This is a genomic window from Nonomuraea sp. WAC 01424 (assembly GCF_003947315.1).
Taxonomy (GTDB): domain Bacteria; phylum Actinomycetota; class Actinomycetes; order Streptosporangiales; family Streptosporangiaceae; genus Nonomuraea; species Nonomuraea spiralis.
Genome location: NZ_QHHZ01000030.1, coordinates 22693 through 48468, shown reverse-complemented (window position 1 = coordinate 48468; position 25776 = coordinate 22693). Strand labels below are relative to the sequence as shown.

The 25776-nt window shown below is 72.2% G+C and carries 22 protein-coding genes; 14 read left to right on the top strand and 8 right to left on the bottom strand.

Annotated features, from left to right (window positions below; genetic code table 11):
• Nucleotides 1-1350 (bottom strand): hypothetical protein, encoded by a 1350-nt coding sequence (locus tag DMB42_RS50395; RefSeq protein WP_125648706.1) that lies wholly within the window; start codon nucleotides 1348-1350, stop codon nucleotides 1-3.
• A 204-nt stretch (nucleotides 1351-1554) separates the two neighbouring features.
• Nucleotides 1555-3591, bottom strand: coding sequence for a spermidine synthase (locus tag DMB42_RS50390; RefSeq protein ID WP_125648704.1), 2037 nt, complete (start codon nucleotides 3589-3591; stop codon nucleotides 1555-1557).
• A 186-nt stretch (nucleotides 3592-3777) separates the two neighbouring features.
• Here DMB42_RS50390 and DMB42_RS50385 point away from each other — a divergent pair, with 186 nt between their 5' ends.
• The gene (locus DMB42_RS50385) at nucleotides 3778-5136 is read left to right on the top strand and encodes a S8 family serine peptidase (protein WP_125648701.1); all 1359 of its coding nucleotides are present in this window, start codon (nucleotides 3778-3780) and stop codon (nucleotides 5134-5136) included.
• Between the two features lie 34 nt (nucleotides 5137-5170).
• Here DMB42_RS50385 and DMB42_RS50380 read toward each other — a convergent pair whose 3' ends face one another.
• On the bottom strand, nucleotides 5171-5896 hold the full coding sequence (locus tag DMB42_RS50380) for an ABC transporter permease (protein WP_125648698.1): 726 nt from the start codon (nucleotides 5894-5896) through the stop codon (nucleotides 5171-5173).
• Nucleotides 5896-6633, bottom strand: coding sequence for an ABC transporter ATP-binding protein (locus DMB42_RS50375; protein ID WP_125648695.1), 738 nt, complete (start codon nucleotides 6631-6633; stop codon nucleotides 5896-5898). Before DMB42_RS50375 ends, DMB42_RS50380 begins: the two co-directional genes overlap by 1 nt.
• A gap of 67 nt (nucleotides 6634-6700) precedes the next feature.
• Between DMB42_RS50375 and DMB42_RS50370 the strand changes: the two genes are divergently transcribed.
• Nucleotides 6701-7408, top strand: coding sequence for a TetR/AcrR family transcriptional regulator (locus tag DMB42_RS50370; RefSeq protein WP_125648692.1), 708 nt, complete (start codon nucleotides 6701-6703; stop codon nucleotides 7406-7408).
• Here DMB42_RS50370 and DMB42_RS50365 read toward each other — a convergent pair.
• A complete protein-coding gene (locus tag DMB42_RS50365) occupies nucleotides 7334-7645 on the bottom strand; it encodes a DUF4190 domain-containing protein (protein WP_125648689.1) in 312 nt (103 codons plus the stop codon). The genes DMB42_RS50370 and DMB42_RS50365 overlap by 75 nt on opposite strands.
• A gap of 118 nt (nucleotides 7646-7763) precedes the next feature.
• On the opposite strand from DMB42_RS50365, the gene DMB42_RS50360 reads away from it, so the two are divergent.
• On the top strand, nucleotides 7764-8555 hold the full coding sequence (locus tag DMB42_RS50360) for an ion transporter (RefSeq protein WP_125648686.1): 792 nt from the start codon (nucleotides 7764-7766) through the stop codon (nucleotides 8553-8555).
• A 75-nt stretch (nucleotides 8556-8630) separates the two neighbouring features.
• Here DMB42_RS50360 and rpsD read toward each other — a convergent pair whose 3' ends face one another.
• The gene (rpsD, locus tag DMB42_RS50355) at nucleotides 8631-9245 is read right to left on the bottom strand and encodes a 30S ribosomal protein S4 (RefSeq protein WP_125648796.1); all 615 of its coding nucleotides are present in this window, start codon (nucleotides 9243-9245) and stop codon (nucleotides 8631-8633) included.
• Nucleotides 9246-9312: 67 nt separating this feature from the next.
• Here rpsD and DMB42_RS50350 point away from each other — a divergent pair, with 67 nt between their 5' ends.
• The 3 genes from DMB42_RS50350 (at nucleotide 9313) to DMB42_RS50340 (ending at nucleotide 12402) form a co-directional block, all read left to right on the top strand.
• Entirely contained in the window at nucleotides 9313-10014 is a 702-nt protein-coding gene (locus DMB42_RS50350) for a DUF2470 domain-containing protein (RefSeq protein WP_125648683.1), read from the top strand.
• Nucleotides 10015-10093: 79 nt separating this feature from the next.
• Nucleotides 10094-10723: a hypothetical protein gene (locus DMB42_RS50345; protein WP_125648680.1), complete on the top strand. Its 630-nt coding sequence runs from the start codon at nucleotides 10094-10096 to the stop codon at nucleotides 10721-10723.
• A 287-nt stretch (nucleotides 10724-11010) separates the two neighbouring features.
• The gene (locus DMB42_RS50340) at nucleotides 11011-12402 is read left to right on the top strand and encodes an MFS transporter (RefSeq protein WP_125648677.1); all 1392 of its coding nucleotides are present in this window, start codon (nucleotides 11011-11013) and stop codon (nucleotides 12400-12402) included.
• A 64-nt stretch (nucleotides 12403-12466) separates the two neighbouring features.
• Here DMB42_RS50340 and DMB42_RS50335 read toward each other — a convergent pair whose 3' ends face one another.
• The gene (locus tag DMB42_RS50335; protein WP_125648674.1) at nucleotides 12467-13099 is read right to left on the bottom strand and encodes a TetR/AcrR family transcriptional regulator; all 633 of its coding nucleotides are present in this window, start codon (nucleotides 13097-13099) and stop codon (nucleotides 12467-12469) included.
• Nucleotides 13100-13151: 52 nt separating this feature from the next.
• Here DMB42_RS50335 and DMB42_RS50330 point away from each other — a divergent pair, with 52 nt between their 5' ends.
• The gene (locus DMB42_RS50330; protein WP_125648671.1) at nucleotides 13152-14726 is read left to right on the top strand and encodes an ABC-F family ATP-binding cassette domain-containing protein; all 1575 of its coding nucleotides are present in this window, start codon (nucleotides 13152-13154) and stop codon (nucleotides 14724-14726) included.
• Here DMB42_RS50330 and DMB42_RS50325 read toward each other — a convergent pair.
• A complete protein-coding gene (locus DMB42_RS50325; protein ID WP_125648668.1) occupies nucleotides 14723-15934 on the bottom strand; it encodes an ROK family transcriptional regulator in 1212 nt (403 codons plus the stop codon). The genes DMB42_RS50330 and DMB42_RS50325 overlap by 4 nt on opposite strands.
• A 139-nt stretch (nucleotides 15935-16073) precedes the next feature.
• Between DMB42_RS50325 and zwf the strand changes: the two genes are divergently transcribed.
• From zwf to DMB42_RS50290, 7 genes are all read left to right on the top strand, one after another.
• A complete protein-coding gene (gene zwf, locus DMB42_RS50320; RefSeq protein ID WP_125648665.1) occupies nucleotides 16074-17552 on the top strand; it encodes a glucose-6-phosphate dehydrogenase in 1479 nt (492 codons plus the stop codon).
• Complete coding sequence (gene edd, locus DMB42_RS50315; protein ID WP_125648662.1) at nucleotides 17549-19492, top strand: phosphogluconate dehydratase; 1944 nt, start codon at nucleotides 17549-17551, stop codon at nucleotides 19490-19492. Before zwf ends, edd begins: the two co-directional genes overlap by 4 nt.
• Nucleotides 19493-19559: 67 nt before the next feature.
• Entirely contained in the window at nucleotides 19560-20525 is a 966-nt protein-coding gene (locus DMB42_RS50310; protein ID WP_125648659.1) for a glucokinase, read from the top strand.
• Between the two features lie 60 nt (nucleotides 20526-20585).
• Complete coding sequence (gene eda, locus DMB42_RS50305) at nucleotides 20586-21200, top strand: bifunctional 4-hydroxy-2-oxoglutarate aldolase/2-dehydro-3-deoxy-phosphogluconate aldolase (protein ID WP_125648656.1); 615 nt, start codon at nucleotides 20586-20588, stop codon at nucleotides 21198-21200.
• 382 nt (nucleotides 21201-21582) lie between these two features.
• The gene (locus DMB42_RS50300; protein ID WP_185845296.1) at nucleotides 21583-22365 is read left to right on the top strand and encodes an IclR family transcriptional regulator; all 783 of its coding nucleotides are present in this window, start codon (nucleotides 21583-21585) and stop codon (nucleotides 22363-22365) included.
• A 224-nt stretch (nucleotides 22366-22589) separates the two neighbouring features.
• A complete protein-coding gene (locus DMB42_RS50295) occupies nucleotides 22590-23726 on the top strand; it encodes a cytochrome P450 (RefSeq protein WP_125648650.1) in 1137 nt (378 codons plus the stop codon).
• 120 nt (nucleotides 23727-23846) lie between these two features.
• Nucleotides 23847-25775 (top strand): serine/threonine-protein kinase, encoded by a 1929-nt coding sequence (locus tag DMB42_RS50290; RefSeq protein ID WP_125648647.1) that lies wholly within the window; start codon nucleotides 23847-23849, stop codon nucleotides 25773-25775.
• Nucleotide 25776: the final 1 nt, after the last annotated feature.

Genomic DNA, 25776 nt, shown 5'->3' with positions numbered 1-25776 from the left:
TCACTTCGACAGGTGGGTGAGGATCCAGTCGGCGAGCGTGCCGGTGACGGTGCCGTGCTCGGAGTTGTCGGAGTCGCACTGGTAGTCGTCCAGCTCGCTCTGCTCCGGCGACAGGGCGGTGATGTCGGTGTAGAGGTCCACGGTCCAGTCCACGGGGTCGTACTGGAGCGCGACGGCGCTCACGGAGGGGACGAAGCACGCCGACCGGAACCGGCCCGCGATCTGCGCGCCGAACGCGTCGGCGACCATGCCGTAGGAGGCCAGCGTGCCGCCGGGCGCCCCGTCGAAGGGCGCGACGTCGCTGGTGTAGCTGGTGCTCGCCCACATGGGCACGGCTCTCATGCCGCCCAGGCGCCGGTTGGTCCCGAGATCGGGCTGGGTGCGCACGGTGGCGCCGGCCAGCCCGTCCAGGGCGCTCCACTCGAAGGCCAGGGCGTCGGGCGGAACGTTCCTTCCGGTGCCGTCGGCGGCGCCGTTCGACACCCCGAGCTTGCGCGGCCGGGCGGGGAACCAGCCGGCGGCGCGCAGGTCCCCGATGAACTCCAGGCGCAGCGGGCTGGCGGTGGCGACCGGCCCTGAGTAGCGCCCGTCGCCGACCCAGCCCCACAGCAGTTGCTGGGCGGCCGGGCTCCTGATCAGGTCCGCCTGTCCCGGGCGGCCGGGGGCGGCCGGCGCGAGCTGTTCGGCGAAGTAGGCCAGTTGTTGCAGGATCAGCGGGATCCAGGCGCCGTTGTGCGGGCAGTCGTAGGACAGGTAGGTCATGGTCTGGTGGTCCTCGCGGCGGCGTTCCATCTCCGCCAGCGCGTAGCGGGTCACCAGCCCGCCCGCGCCGAGGCCGCCGACGATCAGCGGCGCGGCGCCGAGCCGCTCGGAGATCGCGCGGTGCACGCATCTCGCCGCGACCCCGGCGTTGGCCTGGATGTGGGTGTGGCGGGCGGCGAAGCCGAGCAGCACGACGTCGATCCCCTGGGCGAGGAGCCTGCTGAGCAGGCGGTCGCCGTGCGGCGGGTAGGGCGCGTCGAGCCGGTTCCACAACCCGGCCAGGTCGCTCGGCCCGTGGCCGAAGCCGTCCGCGAAGATCATGGGCTGGACGAGGGCGCGGTGTCCCGCGGCGAGGTGGACGGCGGCCGTTCCCGAGGCGAACCGTCCCTTGTGGCGCCAGGCGGAGGTGAGCTCCCACCGCGCGTCGGGCTCGCGGCCCGGCCCGCCGCCGACGGGCTCGGCCTGCGTGAAGAACACTCCGGCCGGGAGCGCTCCGGCGACCTGCTCCGCCCGGCCGGGGGGCACGGGCTCGCGCTCCTGCTCCAGTACGCGCTCGACGTCGATCCTGGCTGCCCCTGCTGTCGCCATGACTGTCACCTTTTCTCGTGGGTTACCGGATGTGACCCCCGATCGCGGCACCCTCCTTTCTGAATAACGTTCGATCATTTTCCGGATTCGACGACGCCTCTAGCTCACCTCGCCCGCGACGACAAATCAACCCGCGTCGCCGACAATTCATCCTGACCATCGGTCAAGGCATTACAGAAGTCCGCCGAAAGTCATTTCCATTTGTCACACGAGCGCGGATTTCCGCGGCATGAACGCGAGCGCGCCCAGGTAGAGCAGCGCGGCGACGATGAGCAGGCCCTTGTAGCCGATCACCAGCGCCAGGTATTCCAGGCAGCCGCCGACCATCGCGCCGAGCAGGTTGGCGCCGAAGGACGTGGTGGCGTCGGCGGTGTCGGAGAAACGTTTGGCGAAGACCACGTTCGCGGCGAAGATCGGCAGGAACGCCACCGTCACCGCCGCCACCGCACGCAGGGGCACCGGCAGCGACAGCAGCCACGCGTTCGGCACGAGCCAGGCCAGCAGCAGGCCGGCCAGCAGCACGCCGTACATGACGGGCAGCGGCGGCGTACGGAACCGGCGGGTCACCTCGACCGCCCCCGGCACGGCGACCAGCACCCCGGCGAAGACGATCGCGTTGACCACCCACGTGGTGCCGAACAGCAGCGCGAACCCCGTCACGCTCTTGGTCTCCAGCAGCAGGAACGCCACTCCGAGCAGGAACAGGTCGGTGTAGGGGCGCATGCGCGCGTACGGGCCCGCGACGACGCGCACGGCCAGCAGGCTGACGATGAGGATCAGGCCGAGGGTGATGATGTAGATCGGCGGGATCGTCCGGTCCTTCAGGTAGAGGAAGGGACGGTCGTCGTCGGCGGGGGCCGGGGTGCCGGCGGCGGCGCCGGGCCACTCGCTCGCGCAGCGCTGGGCCGAGGCGCTCAGACCCGCGGTGATGACGGCCTGCTGGCCCGCGGTGCTGACCACGTCGACGCAGGGCTTGTGGCCGAAGGCCGCCTGCATGGTCGAGGCCAGGCGGTCGACCAGCCAGCTCTCCCGGTAGTAGTTGTACATCGAGAACGTGCCGCCGGGCCGCAGGTGGTCACGGGCGGCCTTCATGGCCTCCTCGGTGAACAGGTAGCTCTCCAGGCGCAGCGAGCTGGCCCCCGACACGAGGGTGAGCGAGTCGGGCAGGGCGAACAGGATCAGGTCGTAGCGGTCGCCGCTGCGTTCCAGGAAGGCGCGGCCGTCGGTGATGTGGGTGGTGACGCGCGGGTCGGAGTAGGGCTTGTCGGGGTGCACCGAGCCGCCCAGCTCGCGCAGCTTGGGGTCGATCTCGACGGCGTCGACGTGCTGGGCGCCCTTGGACAGCGCGATGGCCACGTCGGTGCCGCTGCCCGCGCCCACGATCAGCACGTCCTTGGGCGGCCTGGTGGTGCGCTCGTACGGCAGCCCGTACTGGCGTTCCCACTGCAGCCGGGCGTAGGCGGGCACGGCCTGCTGGTGCGGGATGCCGTTGACGGCGATGTCGGTGACCGGCACGCCGAGCATCTGCATCGCCTTGTAGGTCACCTTGTAGTAGGGCGACCAGAGGGCGCCCGCCGTCAGCGTCTCGGACAGCAGCAGGCCGACGACCAGGAGCGAGGGCACGGTCACCAGGCCCACGTAGAGCGTGCGGGGCCGGGGCACCAGCAGCAGGCCGTAGCACAGGGCCGCGACCAGGCCCCAGAACACCGGCGGCGCCGACAGGAACGACAGCGCCGTGAACGCGGCGATGCCGCTGAGGCTGCCGATCAGGTCGTAGCGGTAGGCCTCCAGGCGCGGCAGCTCGGGGAAGCAGCGTCCGACCAGCTCGGCGGGCCCCATGAGCACCGCCGCCGCGGCGATGAAGATCACCGGCAGGATGAGCCAGGCGGGCGGCCCGACGGTGGACAGGCTCGTCCAGTACAGGACGCCCTCGGTGTTGCGGTCGACGGTCACCGGGAAGGCCAGGACGACGGCCACCAGGACGAGCAGCACGACCGGCGAGTAATAGGGCTGGCGGCGCGAGCGTCCCACGCGCAGGAATCCGAGCCCGATTCCGAGGAAAGAACCCAGCAGAACAAAATTCGTGAAATAGCTCAGATGAACGATGTTCGAGCCTGTCCACCGGATGAGCGCCAGTTCGAGGAAGAGCATGAAGGCACTGGCGAGGACGAGCCTCGGCCGGACCGCCAGCCAGTGTTGTCTTTCCCCGTCGGAAACCGGCGTCTGCGCCTGGAGCGTCATGGTGCATCACCGTAGTGAACAGACCGAAGACAAGGAAGTCTGACGCCCCGGAAACAATATTGGTCCGCTTCGCCAGTTTTGAGGTGTTATCGCAGGTCACAACCCCCGCAATGCACTGGACGAGCCCTGACGGATGCAGGAATGTTGGAAGGTTCGTTTTTCTCCCCACACCTTCGGTGGTGACATATGCGGGTCCTGATCCAGCTTCGCCCCTCCCCCGATCTGGTCGCGGCCGTCGCCGACCCCGGCCAGGTCGCCACCACGGCCGACGTCGCCGACGGTCTGCCCGGCGTCGAACTCGACACGGCCTTCACACCGGTCGCCGTGCCGAGGCCGGTCCCCGTGGCCGGCGGCGATCCGCTCTCCCTCCATCAGCCCCTCGACTTCTCACTCGCCGCCGAGGACGCCTCCGTGCTCGTCCGCGGCACGATCTCCGACGACGACCTGACCTCGCGGGTCACGCTGCTGCTCACGCTGCGGCCCGACGTCGTCGGCGTGTTCGCCGACCCGGTGATCGAGTCGAGCCTGACCTGCGGCGGCGATCGGCCGGTGGGCGACTGGCACGACGTCGAACGCCTGCTCAACATCGCCGGGCTGCACGCGGAAGGGCTCGACGGCTCCGGGGTGGCGCTGGCCGTGCTCGACACCGGCGTCAACGCCGCCCACGTGGCCAGGCAGCTCGGCCGCGGCGTCACGATGGACGCCGAGCGCAGCTGGAACCCCTCCGGCGTGACGGGCCGGGCCGGCCAGTTCGAGGTCGACCACGGGACGATGTGCGCCTTCGACGCGCTCATCGCCGCGCCGCAGGCGTCCCTGATCGACATCCCCGTGCTGCTGTCGGCCCGGCTGGTCGGCTCGGCGCTGGACGGGCTGCTGTCGGACGCCGTGGCCGCCTTCACCCACCTGCGCACGGTGCTGGAGGCCCAGCCGGCCGCCTCCAGGGCGCTGGTGGTGAGCAACTCGTGGGGGTCGTTCTCCCCGGAGTGGGACTTCCCCGTGGGGCATCCCGGCAACTACTCCGACAACGCGGCCCACCCGTTCAACCTGGTGGTGGCCAGTCTCGACCGGGCGGGCGCGGACGTGTTGTTCGCGGCGGGCAACTGCGGCAAGGAGTGCCCCGACGGCCGGTGCGCCTTCCCCAACCGGCCCATCGGGGGCGCCAACTCCCATCCCAAGGCTCTGTCGATCGGCGCGGTCGACGTCAACGGCGAGCGGGTGGGCTACTCCTCGCAGGGGCCCGGCCGGCTGACCGCGCGCAAACCCGACGTCTGCGCGTACACGCATTTCTCGGGGTCGCGGGCGTTCGGGGAGGGCGAGCCGGACACGGGCACCTCGGCGGCCACGCCGGTGGCGGCCGGGCTGGTGGCCGCGGTGCGTACCCGGTGGCCGGCCGCCAAGTTGTCGCCGGCGCAGTTGCGCGCGCTGCTGCGGCGCACCGCCGAGGACCGCAGCGAGGTGGGCTTCGACTACGACTACGGCTACGGGACGGTGGACCCGGCCGGCATCCTGGCCGCGCTGCACCGGCGGGCCAGGAACGCGTCCTAGCCGCGGGCGGGCGGGCCGCCGCGGCGCGGCCCGCTCACGCGGTCGCCCGGTTGAACACGCGGGTCCCGACGGCCAGGGAGAACGCGGCGAAGACGACCGTCACGGCCACGCCGAGCCCGACCGTGCCCGTGGCGTAGTGGCCGGCGAACAGGTCGCGCAGCGCCTCCAGCACGTACCTGAAGGGGCTGAGGCGGGACAGGGCGTCCAGCCAGCCGGGCGCCATCGACATCGGCAGGAACGAACCCGACAACAACACCAGCGGGATCACCACCGTCGACATCACGGGGGCGAAGAGCTGCTCGTTCATGGTCAGCGCGACGGCGTACGACAGCGCGGCCAGGCTCGCCCCCAGCACCACGACCAGCACGAACCCGGCCGCGAGCCCGGCGGCCGGCACCCGCAGCCCGAACGCGAACCCGGCGGCGAGCAGCATCAGCGTCTGGACGGCCATCGTCACGGCGTCGTCGAGCACCCGCCCGAGCAGCAGCGCCAGGCGGCTGGCCGGGGTGACACGCAGCCGCTCCAGCACGCCGAAGCGCCTGTCGAAGACCACCCCGAACCCGGCCAGTCCCATGCTCATCAGGCCGAGCTGGATGATCAGGCCCGGCACCAGCACCTCCCACGTGCCGAACGTGGTGAAGATCGGCCCGAACAGCACCAGGAACAGCAGCGGCTGGACGGCGCCGAAGACGATGCCGAACTTCTGCCGCAGGGTGGCGCGCAGCGAATGGCGGGCCAGCACCCAGGTGTCGCGCAGCATCAGACGCCCGCCTCCTCGCGCAGCGACCTGCCGGTGATGTCGAGGAACGCCTCGTCGAGCGTGCGGCCGGCTTTGAGCTGCGCGGGCGTGCCCTCGGCCACGATCCGGCCGTCGTCGATGATCAGCAGCCGGTCGCACAGGGCGTCGGCCTCGTCCAGGTAGTGGGTGGTCAGGAAGATCGTCACGCCGTGCTCGTCGCGCAGGGAGCGGATGTGCTCCCACAGGTTGGCCCGGCTCTGCGGGTCGAGGCCGGTGGTCGGCTCGTCCAGGAAGAGCAGGCGCGGGTCGTGCAGCAGGGCGAAGGCGATGTCGAAGCGGCGGCGCTGGCCGCCCGACAGCGCGCCGCCCACGCGTTCCTCCAGCCCAGCCAGGTCGAGCCGGGCCAGGACCTCGTGGTAGCGGGATCTGGCCGCGGGGCGGCTCAGCCCGTACAGCATGCCCTGAAGCTCCAGGTCGTCGGCGAGCGGCGCCATCAGGTTGACGCCGCCGCCCTGCGAGACGTAGCCGATGCGGCGGCGCACCTCCCGCGGGTCGCCCAGCAGGTCGTGGCCCGCCACGGTGGCGGTGCCCGACGTGGGGCGCAGCAGGGTCGTCAGCATGCGCATGGTCGTGCTCTTGCCGGCGCCGTTGGGCCCGAGGAAGCCGACGATCTCGCCGGCCTCCACGGAGATGTCCACGCCTTTGACGGCCTCCACGCCGCCTTCGAAGGTCTTGGTCAGACCTGCGGTTCTCATCATGTGATCGCCTCCAAAATTAGGGTAAACACAATTTTGGTGTCACTGCAAGTTGGGTATCATGGGCCGCATGGAAGAGGGGCTGCGGGAGCGCAAGAAGCGCGAGACCAGGCAGCGCATCGCGGACATGGCGATGGGGCTGTTCATGACGCGCGGGTTCGACAACGTGACCGTGGCGGAGATCGCGCGGGCCGCCGACGTGTCGGTCAACACGGTCTTCAACTACTTCCCGACGAAGGAAGACCTGTTCGCCGACCGGCAGGAGCTGGTGACCGACCTGCCGCAGCAGGTGGTGCGGGGGCGGCGGCCCGGCGAGAGCGTCGTGCGGGCCTTCCGCCGCGACTTCATGGAGGCCGTGGAGTCACGCCACTGGCGCTACGGGCTCAACGCGGGCGGCGACATCTTCGCCCGCATCGTGAACGAGAGCCCGTCACTGGTCGCCAAGCTGCGCGAGCTCCACGTCGCGCGGGAGCGGGCGCTGGCCGAGGTGCTGGCCGACGAGCTCGACGCCGACCCCGACGACCTGACGCCGCAGGTCGTGGCCACGCAGATCCTCAACACGACCAGGGTGCTCACCGGCCACGCGGTGACCCGGATGCTGGCCGGCGAGGGCTGGGAGACGATCGCGCCCGACCTGGAGGCTCAGGCCGCGGCGGCCTTCGACCTGCTGGAGTCGGGCATCGGCGGCTACTGCGTACGGCCGCTAGTTGCTGGAGAAGATGGCCGACAGGATGCCGGCCCCGAGGCCGAGGACCATGAACCCGGCTCCGATGATTAGCATGATCGTGGCGATCATGCCGCAGATCCGGCCGGCCTGCACCGCGCTGCGGTTGTCGTAGGGGTAGCCGCTGCCGTCGATCTCCTTGAGCGCCTTGTTGCCCATCGACCAGGCGAAGGGACCGAGGATGCCGCAGACGACCAGGCTCAGGATGCCGAGCACGAGGATGGTGGTGCCGTTGGGGTGGGTCTGGGGCGGCGGTCCGTAATAGGACGGACCGTAGTTCGGATACGACATGCCCCTTGCGCCCCCTCGCCCCTGTGACTATCAGGTGGGATTTATACCACAGGCAACTCCTTGATCATGTTGCTGCATCATGGAACGGCACATGACCGATCATTAGGAGCCTGCCCCCGTGCGTGAACGCGTCCATGCCCTCCTCGCCGACCGGCGTTTCCAGCGCTTCATCGTCGGCGTCATCCTGGTCAACGCGGCCACCCTCGGCCTGGAGACCGTCCCCGCCGTCGTCGGCGAGTTCGGCCACGTGCTCGTCGCGATCGACCACATCGCCCTCTACATCTTCGTGGCCGAACTGGCGGCCAAGATCTACGTCGAGCGCTCGGCGTTCGTCCGCGACCCGTGGAACCTGTTCGACACCGCGATCGTGGGCATCGCCCTGGTCCCGGCGACGGGCGGACTGTCGGTGCTGCGCTCGCTGCGCATCCTGCGGGCCCTGCGCCTGCTGTCGGTGGTGCCGAGCCTGCGGCGGGTGGTCTCGGCGCTGCTGCGCGCGCTGCCCGGGATGAGCTCGATCGTGCTGCTGCTCTCCCTGGTGTTGTACGTCGCCGCCGTCATGGCCACCAAGCTGTACGGCGGCGCCTCCCCCGAACGCTTCGGCAGCCTGCCGACCTCGCTGTTCACCCTCTACCAGACGATGACGGGCGACGACTGGGGCAACATCGCCCGCGAGGTCATGACCGCCCACCCCACCGCCTGGATCTTCTTCACCATCTTCATCCTGGTGTGTACGTTCGTCGTGCTGAACCTGTTCATGGCGGTCGTGGTGAGCGCCATGGACGAGGAGTCGGCCGAGGAACGGGCCGCGCTGGAGCAGGACAACACCGTACACACCCAGCGCATCCTGGACGAGCTGAGCGCCCTGCGCCGCGAGGTCGCCGAGCTACGCCGGCAGGGCGTCTCCGGCTGACCTCGCGCCACTCGCCGGTCACGGCCGCCGGGGCCGTGACCGGCGGTCATGGCGAAGTGCGAGGTCCGGTCGCGGCTAGCGCGAGTAGAACTCCACCACGAGCTGCTCGTCCACGGGGACGGCGATCTGCTCGCGCTCGGGCCTGGAGACGAGGGTGAAACGCAGGTCGGCGAGGTCGGCCGACAGGTAGGGCGCGAGGCGTTCGTCGGCGTGCACACCCTCGGCGGCGGCCACGAAGGGCTGCATACGCCGCGAACGCTCCCGTACGGTGATGATCTGGCCAGGCTTGACCAGGTAGCTGGGGATGTCCACCTTGCGGCCGTCCACGGCGATGTGGCCGTGGCTGATGTACTGCCGGGCCGCGTAGATCGACGGGGCGAAGCCGGCCCGCAGCACCAGGGAGGCGAGGCGGGTCTCCAGGATCGTGACCAGCTCGGCGCCCGAGGCGCCCGGCTTGCGCACCGCCAGGTCCCAGTAGCGGCGCAGCTGCCGCTCCGACACGTCGTAGTACCAGCGCAGCTTCTGCTTCTCCAGCAGCCGCAGCCCGTAGTCGCCGGTGGTGCGGCTGTTGGTCTTGCGCCCGTGCTCGCCCGGCGGGTAGGGGCGCTGCTCGAAGTAGCGGACGGCTTTCCTGGTCAGCGGGACGCCCGCGCGACGCGACAGTCGCACCTTCGGGCCGGTGTAGCGCACGTTCACCTCGGTGTGGTTAGGTAATCCTTACTTAGGTAAGGCTAACCTACCAGTGGATGTGATCTCAATGTTGCCCCTCGCCGAGCGGATCCGTACTCTCGCCTCGACCTCGACGCTGGCCAAGCTCACGGTGGACGGCGGCCACTCCCCCGCCCGTGGTGGCGTGGACGAGGGCGGCCGTCCAGTGTTGCTGGTGCACCCCGGCGAGCCGCTGCACGGACTGCGCGAGGACGCGGTGGTCGCGGTGAACCTGACCGCCATGCGCCGGCTCGGCACGGTGACGCACCCGCGGGCGATGATCGAGGTGCAGGGCTGGGCGGAGGCCGTACCGGAGTCGCAGGCCCGCTCGGCGGCGGTGGCGGTGGCGGCGCAGTGCGCCGACGAGGGCCTGTTCGAGGCTTTGGAGCGGTACGGCCGGCCGGACGCCCCCCGCCTGCTGCGCCTGGACGTGGCCCAGGTCGTCTACCTGACCGGCCAGGAGTCGGGCATGCTCGACGCCGACGACTACCTCGGCGCGACCCCCGACCCGCTGACCGAGACGGCCGAACGGGTTGTCGCGCACGTCAACGAGTCCCACCGGCCGCAGCTCACCGCGGGCGTGGCCAGGCAACTCGGCGAGGACCCCGGCGAGGTGTGGTTGTGGGAGCTCGACCGGTACGGCGCGACCGTGCGCGTGGACGACTCGCTGGTGCGCTTCCCGTGGCCGGTCCCCGCCCGCTCGGGCCTGTGCCTGGAGACGGCGTTGCGCGGCCTGCTGTGCGGGTGTTGATCACGATTGACTGCGTGTTTTCCGGTCAGGCGTTTACTGTTGGCCGACCCACGCCCACAGGTCACTACCATCGGAGGGCGTGAGCGGATCCCATCGAGCAACGGCCACGCCCGCCTCCCCCAAGCCCGGGGCGAACGCGCGGCGCGGGCGTGCGCTGATGACCGCCGGGGTGCTGGCGGGCACGCTCATGCTGGCCACGGCGGGGGCGTTGATGGGCGACGCGTTCAACTCGCCCGGCCTCGATCCCGTGGACTGGCCGCACGGGGGGCGGTGGACGTCCAGCGAGCCGAATCCGGCGGCCGTCGACTCCGGTCCCGTCGTGGCGAAGTCGTCGGAGCCGGCCGCCGTCACCTCCTCCGGCGTCCCTGACCCCGCCAGGACCCGTACGGGCCGGACCGCGACCGGCACGAGACCCACGGCGACCGGCACGAGCCGTACCGTGGCCGGCACAGGGCCCTCCGCGTCCGATTCCAAGCCCGCCGCGGTCCGGCCGGGCGCCGAACGGGAGACGCGCCGACCGGGCTCGTCCACCCCCGGCACCGCCGCCACCTCCCCCGCCAACCCGCCGTCGCCCTCTCCTTCGCGCGGCTCCACCCCGCGTCCCACGACGGCTCCGCCGAACACCTCCGCACCGACGAACACCCCCACCCACCCGCACGGCACGCCCCCAGGCCGCCACCCCTCCAAAACCCACGCCCCCCGCCGCTGACCCGCCACTCCCGCCCGACCACGCCCTACGCACCCGACCGGGCGGCAGCTCCCATGCGCGCGACCGCACCTCGCCTCTCCCCGCGACAAGCCCCCCGGGCCACGCCTGCCGAAGTGCCCCTGTAGCGCAGCTTTCGAGCCGCCCTCTCGACGTCGCCACATCCCTCCGCCCCCCGAGGGCGCGCACCCTTTCACCGGCTGGGCATCTCCCGGACCTCAGTGTGGAATGAAGCGTTCCGTTCTGTTATTGTGGAACAGAGCAAACCGTTCCGATTCTGGAGGCCAGAGATGACCGCCCTCGACATCCGTCCCGCGGACACGTCGCCCGCCGAGCAGCCGTACCGTCGCCGCTGGGCCGCGCTCGCGGTCGTCCTCGCCGGGTCCGTCATGGAACTCCTCGACGCCACCGTCACCACCGTCGCCGGGCCCACCATGCGGTCCGACCTCGGCGGCGGCACGTCGCTCATCCAGTGGCTCGGGGCGGCGTACACGCTGGCCATGACGGCGGGGCTGCTGACCGGCGGGCGGCTCGGCGACATCGTCGGGCGCAGGCGCATGTTCCTCATCGGGATCACCGGGTTCACGATCGGCTCGTTGTTGTGCGCGGTCGCGTTCTCGCCGGAGACCGTGATCGCGGCCCGGGTCGTGCAGGGGTTGTTCGGGGCGGCGATGATCCCGCAGGGCATGGGGCTGATGAAGGAGATGTTCCCGCCCAAGGAGTTGCAGACGGCGTTCGGGCTGTTCGGGCCGGTCATGGGGTTGTCGGCGGTGGGCGGGCCGATCCTGGCGGGCGTGCTGACCAGTTTCGACTGGCGGCTGATCTTCCTGATCAACCTGCCGATCGGCGTCGGGACCGCGCTCGCCGCCCTGCGCCTCCTGCCGCGGAACCGTCCGGCCGGCGGCGTACGACTCGACCTGCCCGGCGCGGCGCTGGCCTCCCTCGGCACCGTGCTGGCCGTCTTCCCGCTCGTGCAGGGCGGCGAGTACGGCTGGCCCGCCTGGACGTACGCGATGCTGGCCGCCTCCGGCGCGGTATTCGTGATCTTCGGCGCCTACGAGCGCAGGAAGGCCGCGCGCGGCGGCGACCCGCTGGTGGCGCCGAGCCTGTTCGCCAAGCGGGCGTTCGTGGCCGGGATGGCGACCGGTACGGTCTACTTCGCGGCCTTCGCGGGGATCCTGTTCGTGGTCGGGCTCTACACCCAGCTCGAGCTCGGCTTCTCCCCGCTCAAGTCGGCCCTGACCGGGGTGCCCTCGTCGCTCGGCATGATCGCGGGCATGGGCATCGCACAGGCCACGGCCCGGTACGGCCGGCGCGTGCTGCTGTCGGGCGCGGTCGTCATGGCGACCGGCGTGCTGCTCGTCATCGCGATCGCCGGGCCCGGCGTCACGCCGTGGCAGCTCGCGCCCGCGCTGGCGGTCACCGGACTGGGCAGCGGACTGATCATGAGCCCCTACTTCGGGATCGTGATGGCCGCCGTCAAGCCGGGCGAGACCGGGTCGGCCTCGGGTGCGCTCACCGCGTTGCAGCAGGTCGGCGCGGCGCTGGGAGTCGCCCTGCTGGGGTCGGTCTCCTTCGGGTCCGGCGGCGCGGAGGCGGCACTGTGGGTGGCGGCCGGGATGATCGCCCTGACGTTCGCGGCCGGGCTGCTGCTGCCCCGCCAGGCGCGCGCCGACTTCTGACCGCCCCCGAAAGACCGGCCCCGAAAAGACCGGCCCCGGCAACCGGGGCCGGTCTTTCGGCTGGTCAGGGGTGGCCGGTCTCGTGGGCCATTCCGTGCAGGAGGTAGGCGAGGCCGGTGTCGAAGGTGGCGTCCCAGTCGTGGCCGAGGCCGTGCTCGGCCAGCGCCGGGTAGCGGGCGGCCCGCTCGCGCAGGAACGCCCCGGCGGCGAGCCCGTCGCGGCGCTGCCAGGTGACCTGCATGATGACCGAGCCCATGACGTAGTTGGACAGGCTGTAGGCGGCCCGAGGGCCGTCGAGGCCCGCCCCGGACAACGTCCGATAGAGGAACTCGGTACGGTCCAGGGCGTTGGGGCCCATGAGCGGGCGGTCGAGGATGGTGGCCGACCAGGGGTGGCGCAGCAGGGCGGCGCGCCAGCCGCGCATCAGGTCGCGCGCGGCCGTCCGCCAGTCGTCGCGGTCCGCGGGGAGCGGGACCTCGCCGAAGACGGCGTCGAGCGCCAGGTCCAGGACGTCCTCCTTGGTACGGACGTGCCAGTAGAGGGTGGTCGAGCCGGTGTCGAGGCGTTCGGCCAGGTGGCGCATGGTCAGCTTGCCCACGCCCTCCTCGCCGAGCAGCGCGAGCGCCTCGGCGACGATCCGGTCGAGCGTCAGCCTGGGCTTGGCGTCCTTGCGGGGGCGCACCCATACGTTGTCCACGACACGGATAATACGTTGTACGCGAACCGGATCGATGGTCTAGTAATGGAACATGGGTCATATCGAGGTGAGCGGCGTGACGTACCTGCTGCCCGACGGGCGGCCGTTGTTGCTGGAGGCGTCGTTCAAGGTGGGCGAGGGCGCCAAGGCGGCGCTCGTCGGCCCCAACGGCGCGGGCAAGACGACGCTGTTGCGGCTGATCGCGGGCGATCTGCGGCCCGACGACGGGCGGATCTCCACCGGCGGCGGCGTCGGGGTGATGCGGCAGTTCCTGGGCACGGGGAGGGTGCGTGACCTGCTGCTGGGCGTCGCGCCCGCACGGGTGCGGGAGGCCGCCGCCGAGCTGGACCGCGCCGAGTCGGAGATCAGGGCGTGCGACGACGAGCCGCGGCAGCTCGCCTACGCCCAGGCCGTCTCCGACTTCGCCGACGCGGGCGGCTACGAGCTGGAGGTCGTGTGGGACGCGTGCGCGACCGAGGCGCTCGGGCTGCCGTACGAGCGGGTCGCGGCCCGCAGCCTGGCGACGTTGTCCGGCGGGGAGCAGAAGCGGCTGATGCTGGCGGCGCTGCTGCGCGGCCCGGACGAGATCCTGCTGCTCGACGAGCCGGACAACTACCTGGACGTGCCGGCCAAGCAATGGTTGGAACGGGCGGTCAGGGGGTCGGCCAAGACCGTGCTGCTGGTCTCGCACGACCGGCGGCTGCTGGCCGAGGCGGCCGACCGCGTGGTCACCGTGGAGGGGCGCGAGGTGTGGGTGCACGGCGGCGGCTTCGCCGGTTACGCCGAGGCCCGCAGGCGGCGCGGCGAGCGGCTGGAGGAACGGCGGCGGCGCTGGGAGGACGAGCGGGCCAGGCTGCGCCGGCTCGTGCACGTGCTGCGGCAGCGCTCGGCCAACAACGACGCGCTGGCGGGCGCGTACCGGTCGGCGGTCTCCAGGCTGGAGCGGTTCGAGCGCGAGGGGCCGCCGAGCCGCGCGCCGAAGGAGCAGAACGTCCGGATGCGGCTGCGCGGGGGGCGTACCGGGAAACGGGCCGTGACGTGCGAGGACCTGGAACTGACCGGGCTGGTACGACCCTTCTCCGCGCAGCTCGCCTACGGCGAGCGGGTCGGCGTGCTCGGCCTGAACGGCACCGGCAAGAGCCACTTCCTGCGCCTGCTGGCCGGTGAGCCGGTCGCGCACACCGGCGTGGCGCGGCTGGGCGCCCGCGTCGTCCCCGGCCACTTCGCCCAGACCCACCTGCGGCCCGACCTGCACGGACGGCCGATCGCCGAACTGGTGACGCAGACGTACGCACTGACCAGGAACGAGGCCATGGCGGCGCTGGCCCGCTACGAGCTGGCGCCGGCCGGCGGCCAGAGGTTCGAGACGTTGTCCGGCGGCCAGCAGGCCCGGCTGCAGATCCTGCTGCTGGAGTTGTCCGGGGCGACGCTGCTGCTGCTCGACGAGCCGACCGACAACCTCGACCTGGCCAGCGCGCAGGCACTCCAGGAGGGCCTGGACGGCTTCGAGGGGACGGTGCTGGCGGTCACGCACGACCGCTGGTTCGCCGACGACCTGGACCGTCACCTGGTCTTCGGCGCGGACGGGGTGGTGCGGGAGAGCGCCGAGCCCCGCTGGGACCTCTAGCTGGAGGCGGCCAGGCCGCGCTCGCGGCGCAGCGTCGAGACCGTCATCGTCTCATCCACCGCCTCGGGCGAGAGCACGTGGTCGAGCACCATGACCGCGCAGCCGTTGATGCCCGCCCCCGCGCCGAGCCGGCTCGGCTCGATGCGCAGCCGCCGGGTCGCCAGGGCGGTCGAGCGGCGGTAGACGACCTCGCGGATGCTCGACACCAGCGGGCCGAACGCCTCGGCCACGTCGCCGCCGAGCACCACGACCGACGGGTTGAGGATGTTGACCGCCCCGGCCAGCACCTCGCCGATCCTGCGGCCGGCCGTGCGGACCGTGGCCATCGTCTCGGCGTCGCCGGCGCGTACCAGCGCGGTCACGTCGGCGATGGTCCTGACGTCCTTACCCGCCTCGCGCAGGTCGCGCAGCAGCGCGGTGCCGCTGGCGACGGAGTCGACGCAGTCGGTGTTGCCGCAGCGGCACAACACGCCGCCGCCGTCGAGCACCGGGATGTGGCCGATCTCGCCGGCCGCGCCCATCGCGCCGCGCAGGATCTCGCCGCCGGCGATCACGCCCGCGCCGATCCGGGTGGAGACCTTCACGAACATCAGGTCGTCGAGGTCGGGGTAGGCGCCGCGGTGCTCGCCGATGGCCAGCACGTTGACGTCGTTGTCCACGAGCACCGGTACGGGGAAACGCTCGCGGATGACGGGCGGGATGACCACGCCGGTCCAGGAGGCCATCACCCTGGCGCTCTCCGTACGGCCCTGGGCGAACTCGACCGTGGCGGGCACGCCCATGCCCACACCCCTGATCAGGGAGCGGGGGCGGTCGCCGAGCAGGTCGTCCCAGGTGTCCATGAGCAGCGGGAGCACGGCGTCGGGGGCCAGCTCGACGTCGATGAAGAAGTCCTGGCCGGCCAGCTCGCGCCCGGCCAGGTCGCAGACCGCGACCCTGGTGCGGCTCGCGCCGAGCGCGGCCACCAGGACGACGCCGCCGCCGGAGTTGAACTCCAGCCGGACCGGCGGGCGGCCGCCGGTGGAGGGGGCGTCGGTGCGCTCGACGACCAGGCCGCGTTCGAGCAGCTCGCCGACGCGCAACTGCACCGCCGGGCGCGACAGGCCGGTCACCCGGCCGAGGTCGGCGCGCGTGACGGCCTCGCCCGTGCGGATGAGGCGGAGCACCTCGCCACTCGTGGCGAGGGTCGCGGCGGTACGTCGAGGCATCGGCCAAGTGAACCACATGGGCTTCGGTAATGGAAAGTGAAGACTTTTTTATCTCGTATGCCAAAACTCCGCTTGTGTACGACCCGAACTCTCGTTAGTGTCCGTTCTGTCCTTCTTGGTAGATCAACGGAGCTTCGTTTTGTCCCCCCTCTCGACTGCCGGCCCCGCCCATACCGCAGATCTCGTCGTCTTCGGCGGCACCGGCGACCTGTCCATGCGCAAGCTGATCCCGGCGCTCTACCACAGCGACAGGGACGGCCGGCTGTCCCCGGAGACGCGCGTCATCGCCATGTCCCGGGGCGGGCTGACCGACGCCGACTTCCGCGGCAAGGTGGACGCCGAGGTACGCGACCAGGTCCCCGTTGACGACCCCGCCATGTGGCAGCGCTTCCTCGGCCGCCTGCACCACGTGTCGGTGGACGTCGGCGGCGAGGACAAGTCCGGCTGGGGCGCGCTGACCAGGCTGCTGGCCGGTCACGAGCAGCGCGACCGGGTGTTCTACCTGGCCAGCCCGCCGATGACGTTCGGCCCCTTCTGCCGCGAGCTGGAGGAGGCCGGCCTGGTCACGCCGCTCTCGCGGGTGGTGCTGGAGAAGCCGCTCGGCCGCGACCTGCCCAGCGCGCAGCGGATCAACGACGAGGTCGGCGCCATCTTCGACGAGCGCCAGATCTTCCGCATCGACCACTACCTGGGCAAGGAGACGGTGCAGAACCTGCTGGTGCTGCGCTTCGCCAACGCCTTCCTCGAACCGATCTGGAACTCGTTGTGGATCGACCACGTCCAGATCACCGCCGCCGAGACCGTCGGCACGCCGGGCCGGCGCGGCTACTACGACCACGCGGGCGCGCTGCGCGACATGGTGCAGAACCACCTGCTCCAGCTCCTCACGCTGACCGCGATGGAGCCGCCGGCCCGCAACGACCGCGAGTCCATCCGCGACGAGAAGGTCAAGGTGCTGCAGTCGCTGCGGCCGATCGTCGGGACCGAAGTGGACCGTTTCACCGTGCGCGGCCAGTACATTGAGGCCGACGGCATGCCGTCCTACCTGGACGAGCCCGCCTCCACGCCGACGACCGAGGCTTCGCGGCGGGTGGAGACGTTCACCGCGATCCGCGCGGAGATCAAGAACTGGCGATGGGCGGGAGTGCCGTTCTACCTGCGGACCGGCAAGCGCATGCCGTACCGGCGGTCGGAGATCGTGGTGCAGTTCAAGGACGTGCCGCACTCCATCTTCCCCGGCGGCACGCCGAACCGCCTGGTGCTGCGGCTGCAGCCCGAGGAGGGCATCGAACTGCACATCATGGCCAAGGAGCCGGGCGCGGGCGAGGTGACGCTGAAGCCGGTGCCGCTGTCGCTGAGCTTCGGCAAGACGTTCACGGCGCGGGTGCCGGAGGCGTACGAGCGGCTGCTGACCGACGTACTGGCGGGCAACCCGACGCTGTTCATGCGGCGTGACGAGGTGGAGGCGGCCTGGCGCTGGATCGATCCGATCCTGGCGGCATGGGAGTCCTCCGCCGACCTGCCCGAGCCCTACCCCGCGGGCACCACCGGCCCCGCCGGGGCACACGAACTGCTCGGCCGCAGCGGTCGCGCCTGGCACGAGGAGGAAGACCTGTGAATTCCGTCATCCAGGAGATCACCGATCGGATCGCCGAGCGCAGCGCGGCCAGCCGTACCGCCTATCTGGCGCGGATCCGGCGCGACGGCGAGGCGGCGCGGGCCAAGGGACCGGCGCGGGCCCACCTGGGCTGCGCGAACCTGGCGCACGGCTTCGCGGCCGCGCCCGAGGAGGACAAGCCGTCGCTGCGCGGCTCGGCCAAGCCCGGCGTGGCCATCGTGACCAGCTACAACGACATGCTCTCCGCCCACCAGCCGTACGAGACCTACCCGCCGGAGCTGAAGGCGGCGGTGCGCAGGGCGGGCGGCGTGGCGCAGGTCGCCGGCGGTGTGCCCGCGATGTGCGACGGCATCACGCAGGGCCGCGCCGGCATGGAGCTGTCCCTCTACAGCCGCGACGTGATCGCCATGGCGACCGCCGTCGCGCTGTCACACGACATGTTCGACGCGACGCTGCTGCTGGGCGTCTGCGACAAGATCGTGCCGGGCCTGTTCATCGGCGCGCTGCACTTCGGGCACCTGCCGGCGATCTTCGTCCCGGCCGGGCCGATGACGTCCGGACTGCCGAACAAGGTCAAGGCGCGTACCCGGCAGCTCTTCGCCGAGGGCAAGGTCGGACGGGCCGAGCTGCTGGACGCCGAGGCCGAGTCCTACCACTCCCCCGGCACCTGCACCTTCTACGGCACCGCCAACTCCAACCAGGCGCTGATGGAGGTCATGGGCCTGCACCTGCCCGGCTCGACCTTCGTCAACCCGCACACCGAGCTGCGCCACGCCCTCACCGAGGCGACCGGCCGCCGCGCCGTGGAGATCACCGCGCACGGTCCGGAGTACACGCCGATCGGCGAGCTGGTCGACGAGAAGTCGATCGTGAACGCGTGCGTCGCGCTGCTGGCCACCGGCGGCTCCACCAACCACACGCTGCACCTGGTCGCCATGGCCGCCGCCGCGGGCCTCGTGCTGACCTGGGACGACCTGGCCTGCCTGTCGCGCGTCGTGCCGTCGCTGACCAAGATCTACCCCAACGGCCAGGCGGACGTGAACCACTTCCGCGACGCCGGCGGCATGCAGGTGCTCATCGGCGACCTGCTGGACGAGGGCCTGCTGCACGGCGACGTGCTGACCGTCGCCGGGCCCGGCCTGGACCGCTACCGCGAGGCGCCGACGCTGACGGACGGCACGCTGACCTGGGCGCCGGTCACGGGCGGCAGCTCCGACCTCGGCGTGCTGCGCCCGGTCGCCGAGCAGTTCTCGGCCGACGGCGGCATCCACATGCTCGAGGGCAACCTCGGCCGGGCCGTGAGCAAGGTGTCGGCGGTCAAGGCCGAGCACCTGGTGATCGAGGCCCCGGCCAAGGTCTTCGACGACCAGCTCGACCTGCTGCGCGCCTTCGAGGCCGGTGAACTCGACGGCCAGGACTTCGTGGCCGTCATCCGCTACCAGGGCCCCAGCGCCAACGGCATGCCCGAGCTGCACAAGCTCACGCCGCCGCTGTCCGTGCTGCTCGACCGCGGGCAGCGGGTGGCGATCGTCACCGACGGCCGCATGTCGGGCGCCTCGGGCAAGGTGCCCGCGGCCATCCACCTGTCCCCCGAGGCCGCCGACGGCGGGCCGATCGCGCTCGTCCGCGACGGCGACGTGATCAGGCTCGACTCGGCCGCCGGGACGCTGGAGCTGCTGGTGCCCGCCGAGGAGCTGGGCCGCCGCACGCCCGAGGGCCGGCCGCTGAGCGACGCGGAGTGGGTCGGCACGGGACGTGAGCTGTTCGCCGCGTTCCGCCGCATGGCCGGGCACGCCGAGCAGGGCGCCGGGATCTTCGGGGTGAGCGGCGCCGAGTCGCCCCACCACGGTCCCGGGCTGGGCTTCCCCACCGAGGCGGGCGCCTCCCACCTGGAGACTGGCACGCCGGTGGGCAGCCGGGCCACCGGACTGCCCCGGTGAGGGTTCGTGGCATTCTTCCGGTGACGGCGTGCGATCTTGGCCTCGCCCGGAGCACCGGAGGTGTGCGATGAGTGCCTTTGACCTTCCCTGGCTGGTCGCCGACATCGGGGGGACCAACGCCCGGTTCGGGCTGGTCACCTCGCCGCAGGCCCGGCCCTCGAACGTCGCGGTGCTGGCCGGCTCCGCCTACGCCACCCTGCCCGACGCCGTGGACGCCTACCTCGCCGAGCACGCGGGCGGGGCGCGACCGGGCGCGGCCTGCCTCGCGCTGGCCGGGCCGATCGACGGCGACCGCTACCGGCTGACGAACTCGGCGTGGGCCGGGTCCGTACGCGACCTGGGCATCCCGTACGCGGTGCTGCTCAACGACTTCGAGGCGCTGGCCGTGTCGCTGCCCCACCTGGAGGGCGGCGACCTGGTCTCCCTGGGCGGGCCCGAACCCTCCCACGGCGTCAAGGCGGTGCTGGGGCCGGGGACCGGGCTCGGTGTGGGCGGGCTCGTGCCCACCGACCGGGGCTGGACGCCGATCCCGGGCGAGGGCGGGCACGTCACGGTGCCGGTGATCGACCGGCGCGAGCAGGAGATCGTACGGGTGCTGCAGGCCGGGGGCCTGACGCACGTGGTGGCCGAGCACCTGCTGTCCGGCCCCGGCCTCGTACGCCTGCACCGGGCGCTGGCCCAGGTCAACGGCGTGGCCGCGCCCGACCTGACCGCCTCCGACATCGTGGCCCGGCTGGACGACTCGCTCTGCGCGGAGACCGTCGAGGTGTTCTGCGAGATGCTGGGCGGCTTCGCCGGGAACGTCGCGCTCACCCTGGGCGCCAGGGGCGGGGTCTATCTGGGCGGCGGCGTGCTGCCCCGTATCGTGGAACGCGTACGGGCCAGCGGCTTCCGTGCCCGGTTCGTCGGCAACCCCGACATGCCCCGCTACCTGGAGGCCATCGCCACCACCCTGATCGTCGCGCCCCAGCCGGCGCTCACCGGCGCGGCCGCCTGGCTGCGCCAGCGGGCCACCACCGAGCTCGTGGGCTGACGCACAACCTGATCATCACTAGATCGGCCGTGAACCCCGGCCGATGAGGAGAAGACTCTTATGAGCTTGCTCGACCTGGCCCCCGTGATCCCCGTCGTGGTGATCGACGACGTGGCGACCGCCGTGCCGATGGCCGAGGCGCTGGTCGCGGGCGGGCTGCCCGTCATCGAGGTGACGCTGCGCACGCCGGCCGCGCTCGGCGCGATCGAGCGGATCGCCTCGGAGGTGCCGGGGGCCACCGTCGGCGCGGGCACGATCCGTACCACGGCTGACATCTCGGCGGCCGTGGCGGCCGGGTCCCGGTTCCTGGTGTCGCCGGGCACGACGTTGTCGCTGGTCGAGGCGCTGGAGGCGAGCGGGGTGCCGTACCTGCCGGGGGCCGCCACCGTTTCGGAGGTGATGGCGCTGGCCGAGCGGGGGATCAAGGAGCTGAAGTTCTTCCCGGCCGAGGCGGCGGGCGGCGTGCCGTACCTGAAGTCGCTGGCCGGGCCGCTGCCGGACGTACGTTTCTGCCCGACCGGCGGCATCCGGGCCGAGAGTGCCGCCGACTACCTGGCGCTGCCCAATGTGGGCTGCGTGGGCGGAAGCTGGCTCACCCCCGCCGACGCCCTGGCCACGGGCGACTGGGCCCGCGTGGAGAAGCTCGCCGCCGACGCGGCCGCCCTGCGCCGATAACCCCGAAGACCGGCCGGGGACGACGGGCTTCGCGCCTTCGTCCCTGGCCTTCGCGTTCGCGCCCCTGGCCTTCCCGTCCTCGGCGGTCGGCGACCGCGTGCGGCGGTCCTCGTGGACGGGTGTCGCACCCAGGCACACGTTCCCTCGGTGGTGACGCTCCACCCGTGCCGGCGGGGGTGGACGGTGGCGAGCGGGCACTTGCGCCCACAATTCCGGATATATGCGCAAAAACCCCGCTGAAGTGGCCGTTTCCGTGTACGCGGAGATCATCAGCCCGCGCCGAACCGGGTATTCGGACGCGCGGCGGCGGGGTAGGGCAAGGGTTGTCAAGCCGCAGCCCCGGGAAGCCCCATCCGCTCCTCGGAGAGCGAAAGGGACCACCATGCCGCTGGAAACGGCCCGTAAGGAAGACCTCGCGCGTCCGGTGACGACGCCGGGGAGCCTGGAGCGGGGCATCGACATCCTTCTCGCGCTGAGCGCGGCGCCCCGGCCGGTCAGCCTGGCCCAGCTCTGCCGGAGCACGGGCCTGCCCAAGTCGACCGCCCACCGGATCCTCGGCGTACTGTGCGCGCGCGAACTGGTCCGCCGCGTGGGCACCGGCTACCTGCCGGGCAGGCAGCTGGAGACGATGGCTGGCATCGCCCGCGGCCGCATCCCGGGCTCGCGGCGGGTGGTGCTGCCGTACCTGCTGTGCCTTCAGGAGACCACCCGGCAGACGGTCAACCTCGCCGTGCCCGCCGGACTGGAGGCCCGCTACGTCGAGCGCCTGTACGACCACGACCGCGTACGCTCCCGCTCCGACGGCACGGACCTCGCGCCGCTGCACTGCACGGCGACCGGCAAGGCGCTGCTGGCCTTCGACCCCGGGCTGCGCGAGGAACTGCTCGGCCGCGGCGGCTTCGAACGCCTGACCCGCCGTACGATCACCGGCCAGGCCGCGCTGGAGCGGGAACTGGCCCAGGTCCGCCGGTTCGGCGTGGCGTACGCGCAGGAGGAGTACACCGAGGGCGTGTCGTGCGTGGCCGCCCCGGTCTTCGGCCCCGGCGGCGGCGTGTGCATGTCGGTGGGGGTGGCGGCCCCGGCCACATCGGCGCCGCTGGCCCGGCTCGGCCTCACGGTACGCGGCGCCGCCCAGGCGATCACGGCCGCGCTCGTGGCGGCCTGAGGCGTTCCGGCCCTTGGAACGCTCCATAAGGCGCGGCCCGAAAACGTTCCGCCCACCGAGACCCCCGCTTGCGCGACCGGCGGACGGGCGATCGCATGAGCCCATGGACTTCCTTCCCGCTCCGGCCGCCGTCCCGGCCACCGAGGCGGCGCCTGCGGCCCGCCGAGGTCAGGCTCGGACGACCCCGGGCACGCGGGCGCCGACCGGCCCCGGAGAGGGCACGCGTGCCTAGAGGCCTGCCCAGGGCCACCGTGCTGGAGAGCCTGCGCCTGACCGCCGCCCTGCTGCCCCCGGGCACGCCGCACGCGACGCCCGGACTCGACCTGCTGCGCTCCCGCTCCCTGCTGACCGGCCTGCAGATCCGGTACGGCGGCCGTCCCGTGCTGGTCCGCGGCCCGCGCCGCACGGCCCTGGTGGTGTTGTCCCAGCGGGACGCCGAACGCGTGTTGTCCGAGCCCGCCTTCGTCCCCGCCGTGCGCGAGCGGGCCGCCGGGCTGCCCTGCGACGTACTGCGACCGGCGTTCACCGAGGTGGCGCGGGAGGAGGCGGCGGCGCTGACCGACGGCGTCGTCGACTACGCCCGGCTGGAGGCGTGCTGGCAGCGGGTGGCGCGGCGATGCGTCTACGGCGCCGGCGCGGCCGGCGACGAGGAGCTGAGCACACTGCTCGCCCAGGTCAGGCGGGCGGGCAGGGGCCGCGCCAGACGCCGCCAGGAGATCCTGTCCGGCCGCTACGACGCCCGCATCCTCGACCACCTGCGCCGCGCCGAGCCCGGCACCCTCGCCGGACTGCTCGCCCGGACCAGCGGCCCGCAGGCACGCGGCCTGCGGCAGGCCGCTTTCTGGCTCATGGGCTTCAGCGTGACCGCCGCGAGCCTCATGCGCACCCTCGCGCTGCTGGCCACCTACCCCGCCCAGCGCAAGTGCGCCCGCGCCGACTCCGACTACCTGCGCGCCTGCCTGCGCGAGGGCCTGCGCCTGTGGCCGCCGGTCCCGGCCCTGTCCCGGATCAGCACCGAGGAGACCTACTGGTACGGCGTCCCGGTGCCCGCCGGCACCCACGTGCTCCTCCCGTTCGCCCCGCACCAGCGCAGCGCGCGCCTGCCCTACGCCGACTCCTTCGCCCCCGAGATCTGGCTCGACGGCACCGCCGCCGACGAATGGTGGGCCCTGCCACGCTGCGACGGCGTGCACCTCATGCTCGCCGTCGGCACCGCCTTCCTGGGCGGCATCCTGGCCTCGGCCCGCCCGAAGGCGTCCGGCCGGCCGCTGTCGCCGCACCGCCCGCTGCCCCAGACACTCAACGCCGCCCGTCTGCGGGTGACGATGCGGCCGCTGAAGCGGCGTCCGGCCCAGAGCTGAACGGTCTTCGTCGCCACCGGGCCGCGGCTTCTCCGTTAGAGTCTGGGGTGGAAAATTGCGTACCGGCGGAGGAAACGGTTCGGTTTGCGACGGGATGACGACGGCGAGAGGACGGCGACCGTGGGGCGCTCGGCAGGCACTCCGCTGAAGCCTGAGGATCCGCCGGAAATCGGCCCCTACGAGTTGGTCAGCAGGCTCGGCTCGGGGGGCATGGGCACCGTCTACCTCGCCAGGGGCGCAGACAGGGTCAAGGTCGCGCTCAAGGCCATCAGGCGCGACTTCACGGCCGACCCGGTCTACCGGGCGCGCTTCCACGAAGAGGTGTCCAACGCGCGCAAGGTGGCCTCGTTCTGCACCGCGCGGGTGCTCGACCACGGCGAGGACCGCGGGGTTCTCTACCTGGTCACCGAGTACATCGACGGCATCTCGCTGGAGAACCAGCTGATCGAGCACGGCGCGCTGCCGCCGTCCGTGCTGCACTCGGCGGCCGTGGGCGTGGCGGCGGCGCTGACCGCCATCCACGCCGCGGGGCTGGTCCACCGCGACCTCAAGCCGGCCAACGTCATGCTGACGCTGGCCGGGCCGCGGGTGATCGACTTCGGCCTGGCGCGTTCCACGCACGTCGCGTCCCGGCACACGAACGCCGGCATGGTGATGGGCACGCCCGGGTGGATCGCTCCCGAGCAGGTCTTCGAGGGGCACACGAGCCCGGCCGGCGACGTGTTCGCCTGGGGGTCGCTGATCGCATACGCGGGGCTCGGCGGGCACCCGTTCGGTGAGGGGGACGCGTACGTGATGGCGGCGCGGGCCCGTACCGCGCCGCCGGACCTGCGCGGGCTGCCCGCGCCGCTGGACCGGCTGGTCGCCGCGGCCATCCACCCCGACCCGGCACGCCGCCCGGCGGCCAAGCAGCTCCTGCTGGAGCTGGTGGGGGCGGCCGACGAGCCCGCGGCGCAACTCGCCGCCAGCAAGCACCTGACCAACGCGTGGAACCCGTCGGAGTTCCCGCCGCTGCACCACATGACGCCCCCGGCCGAACGCACCGGCCCCCGCCCGCCCATGCCCTCCCCGGTGGACCACACGGCCCAGCGCCCGCCGATGCCCCCACCCGCCGAACGCACGGGCCCCCGCCCCCCGATGCCCCCGTCGGCCGAACGGCCACACCAGGCACCGCCACCATCGGCAGCCGACCACGCGGGCTCACGCACCCCCATGCCCCCCTCCGCCGAACGGCCGCACCAGGCGCAGATGCCGCCGATGCCGTCCGCGCCCGAGCACACGGGAGCACGCCCGCCGCAGGCGCCCTCCGCGGCCGAGAGCACCGGCCCGCGCCCGCCCATGCCCGCACCCGCCGAGCGCCCAGGGCCGCGCGCGCCGCAGATGCCCGCCCCGGCCGAGCACCCCGGGCCGCGCCCGCCGCTGATGCCGCCCCCCGTGGACAGGACCGGGAACATCCCGCTCCCCCACCACCAGGCAACCGGTCAGAGCCCGCTCTCCCATCACCAGACCACCGGTCAGGGCCCGCTGCCCCCGCACACGACGGGCCAGGGCCCCCTGCCCGGGTACGTCCCACCGCGCCGCAGGCGCAGCACCTTCACCGGCTGCGTGACCGCGCTGGTGATCGCGATCGTGCTCCTCGTGGTGGTGCTGGCCACGCTGGCCTGGATCTTCCGCTCATCCGCGATCGGCGAGGAAGGCCCGGTGAAGGACGGGACGCTGACGTTCGCGGTAACCAACACAAAGTGCCCCAAAGCCGCAAAGTCAGCCACCCACCGCAGTTGCCAGGTCATGGTCAAGGTGAACAACGTCGGCCAGGAGGCCCGCGTCCTCTACCCTGGCCAGCAGAAGCTGATCGACAAGGACGAGGCACTGCACGGCGGGAACAAGCTCCTGGACAAGGGCGGCGCGGAGATCACCTCGACCCGCATCGCCCCCAGCCAGTCCTTCACGGGCACACTGGTGTTCGACCTGCCGAGAAGCATCGAACCGGCCGGACTCGAAGTACACGACTCAGACCTGAGCCCCGGCGCCCGCCTGGCCCTGGGCTAAC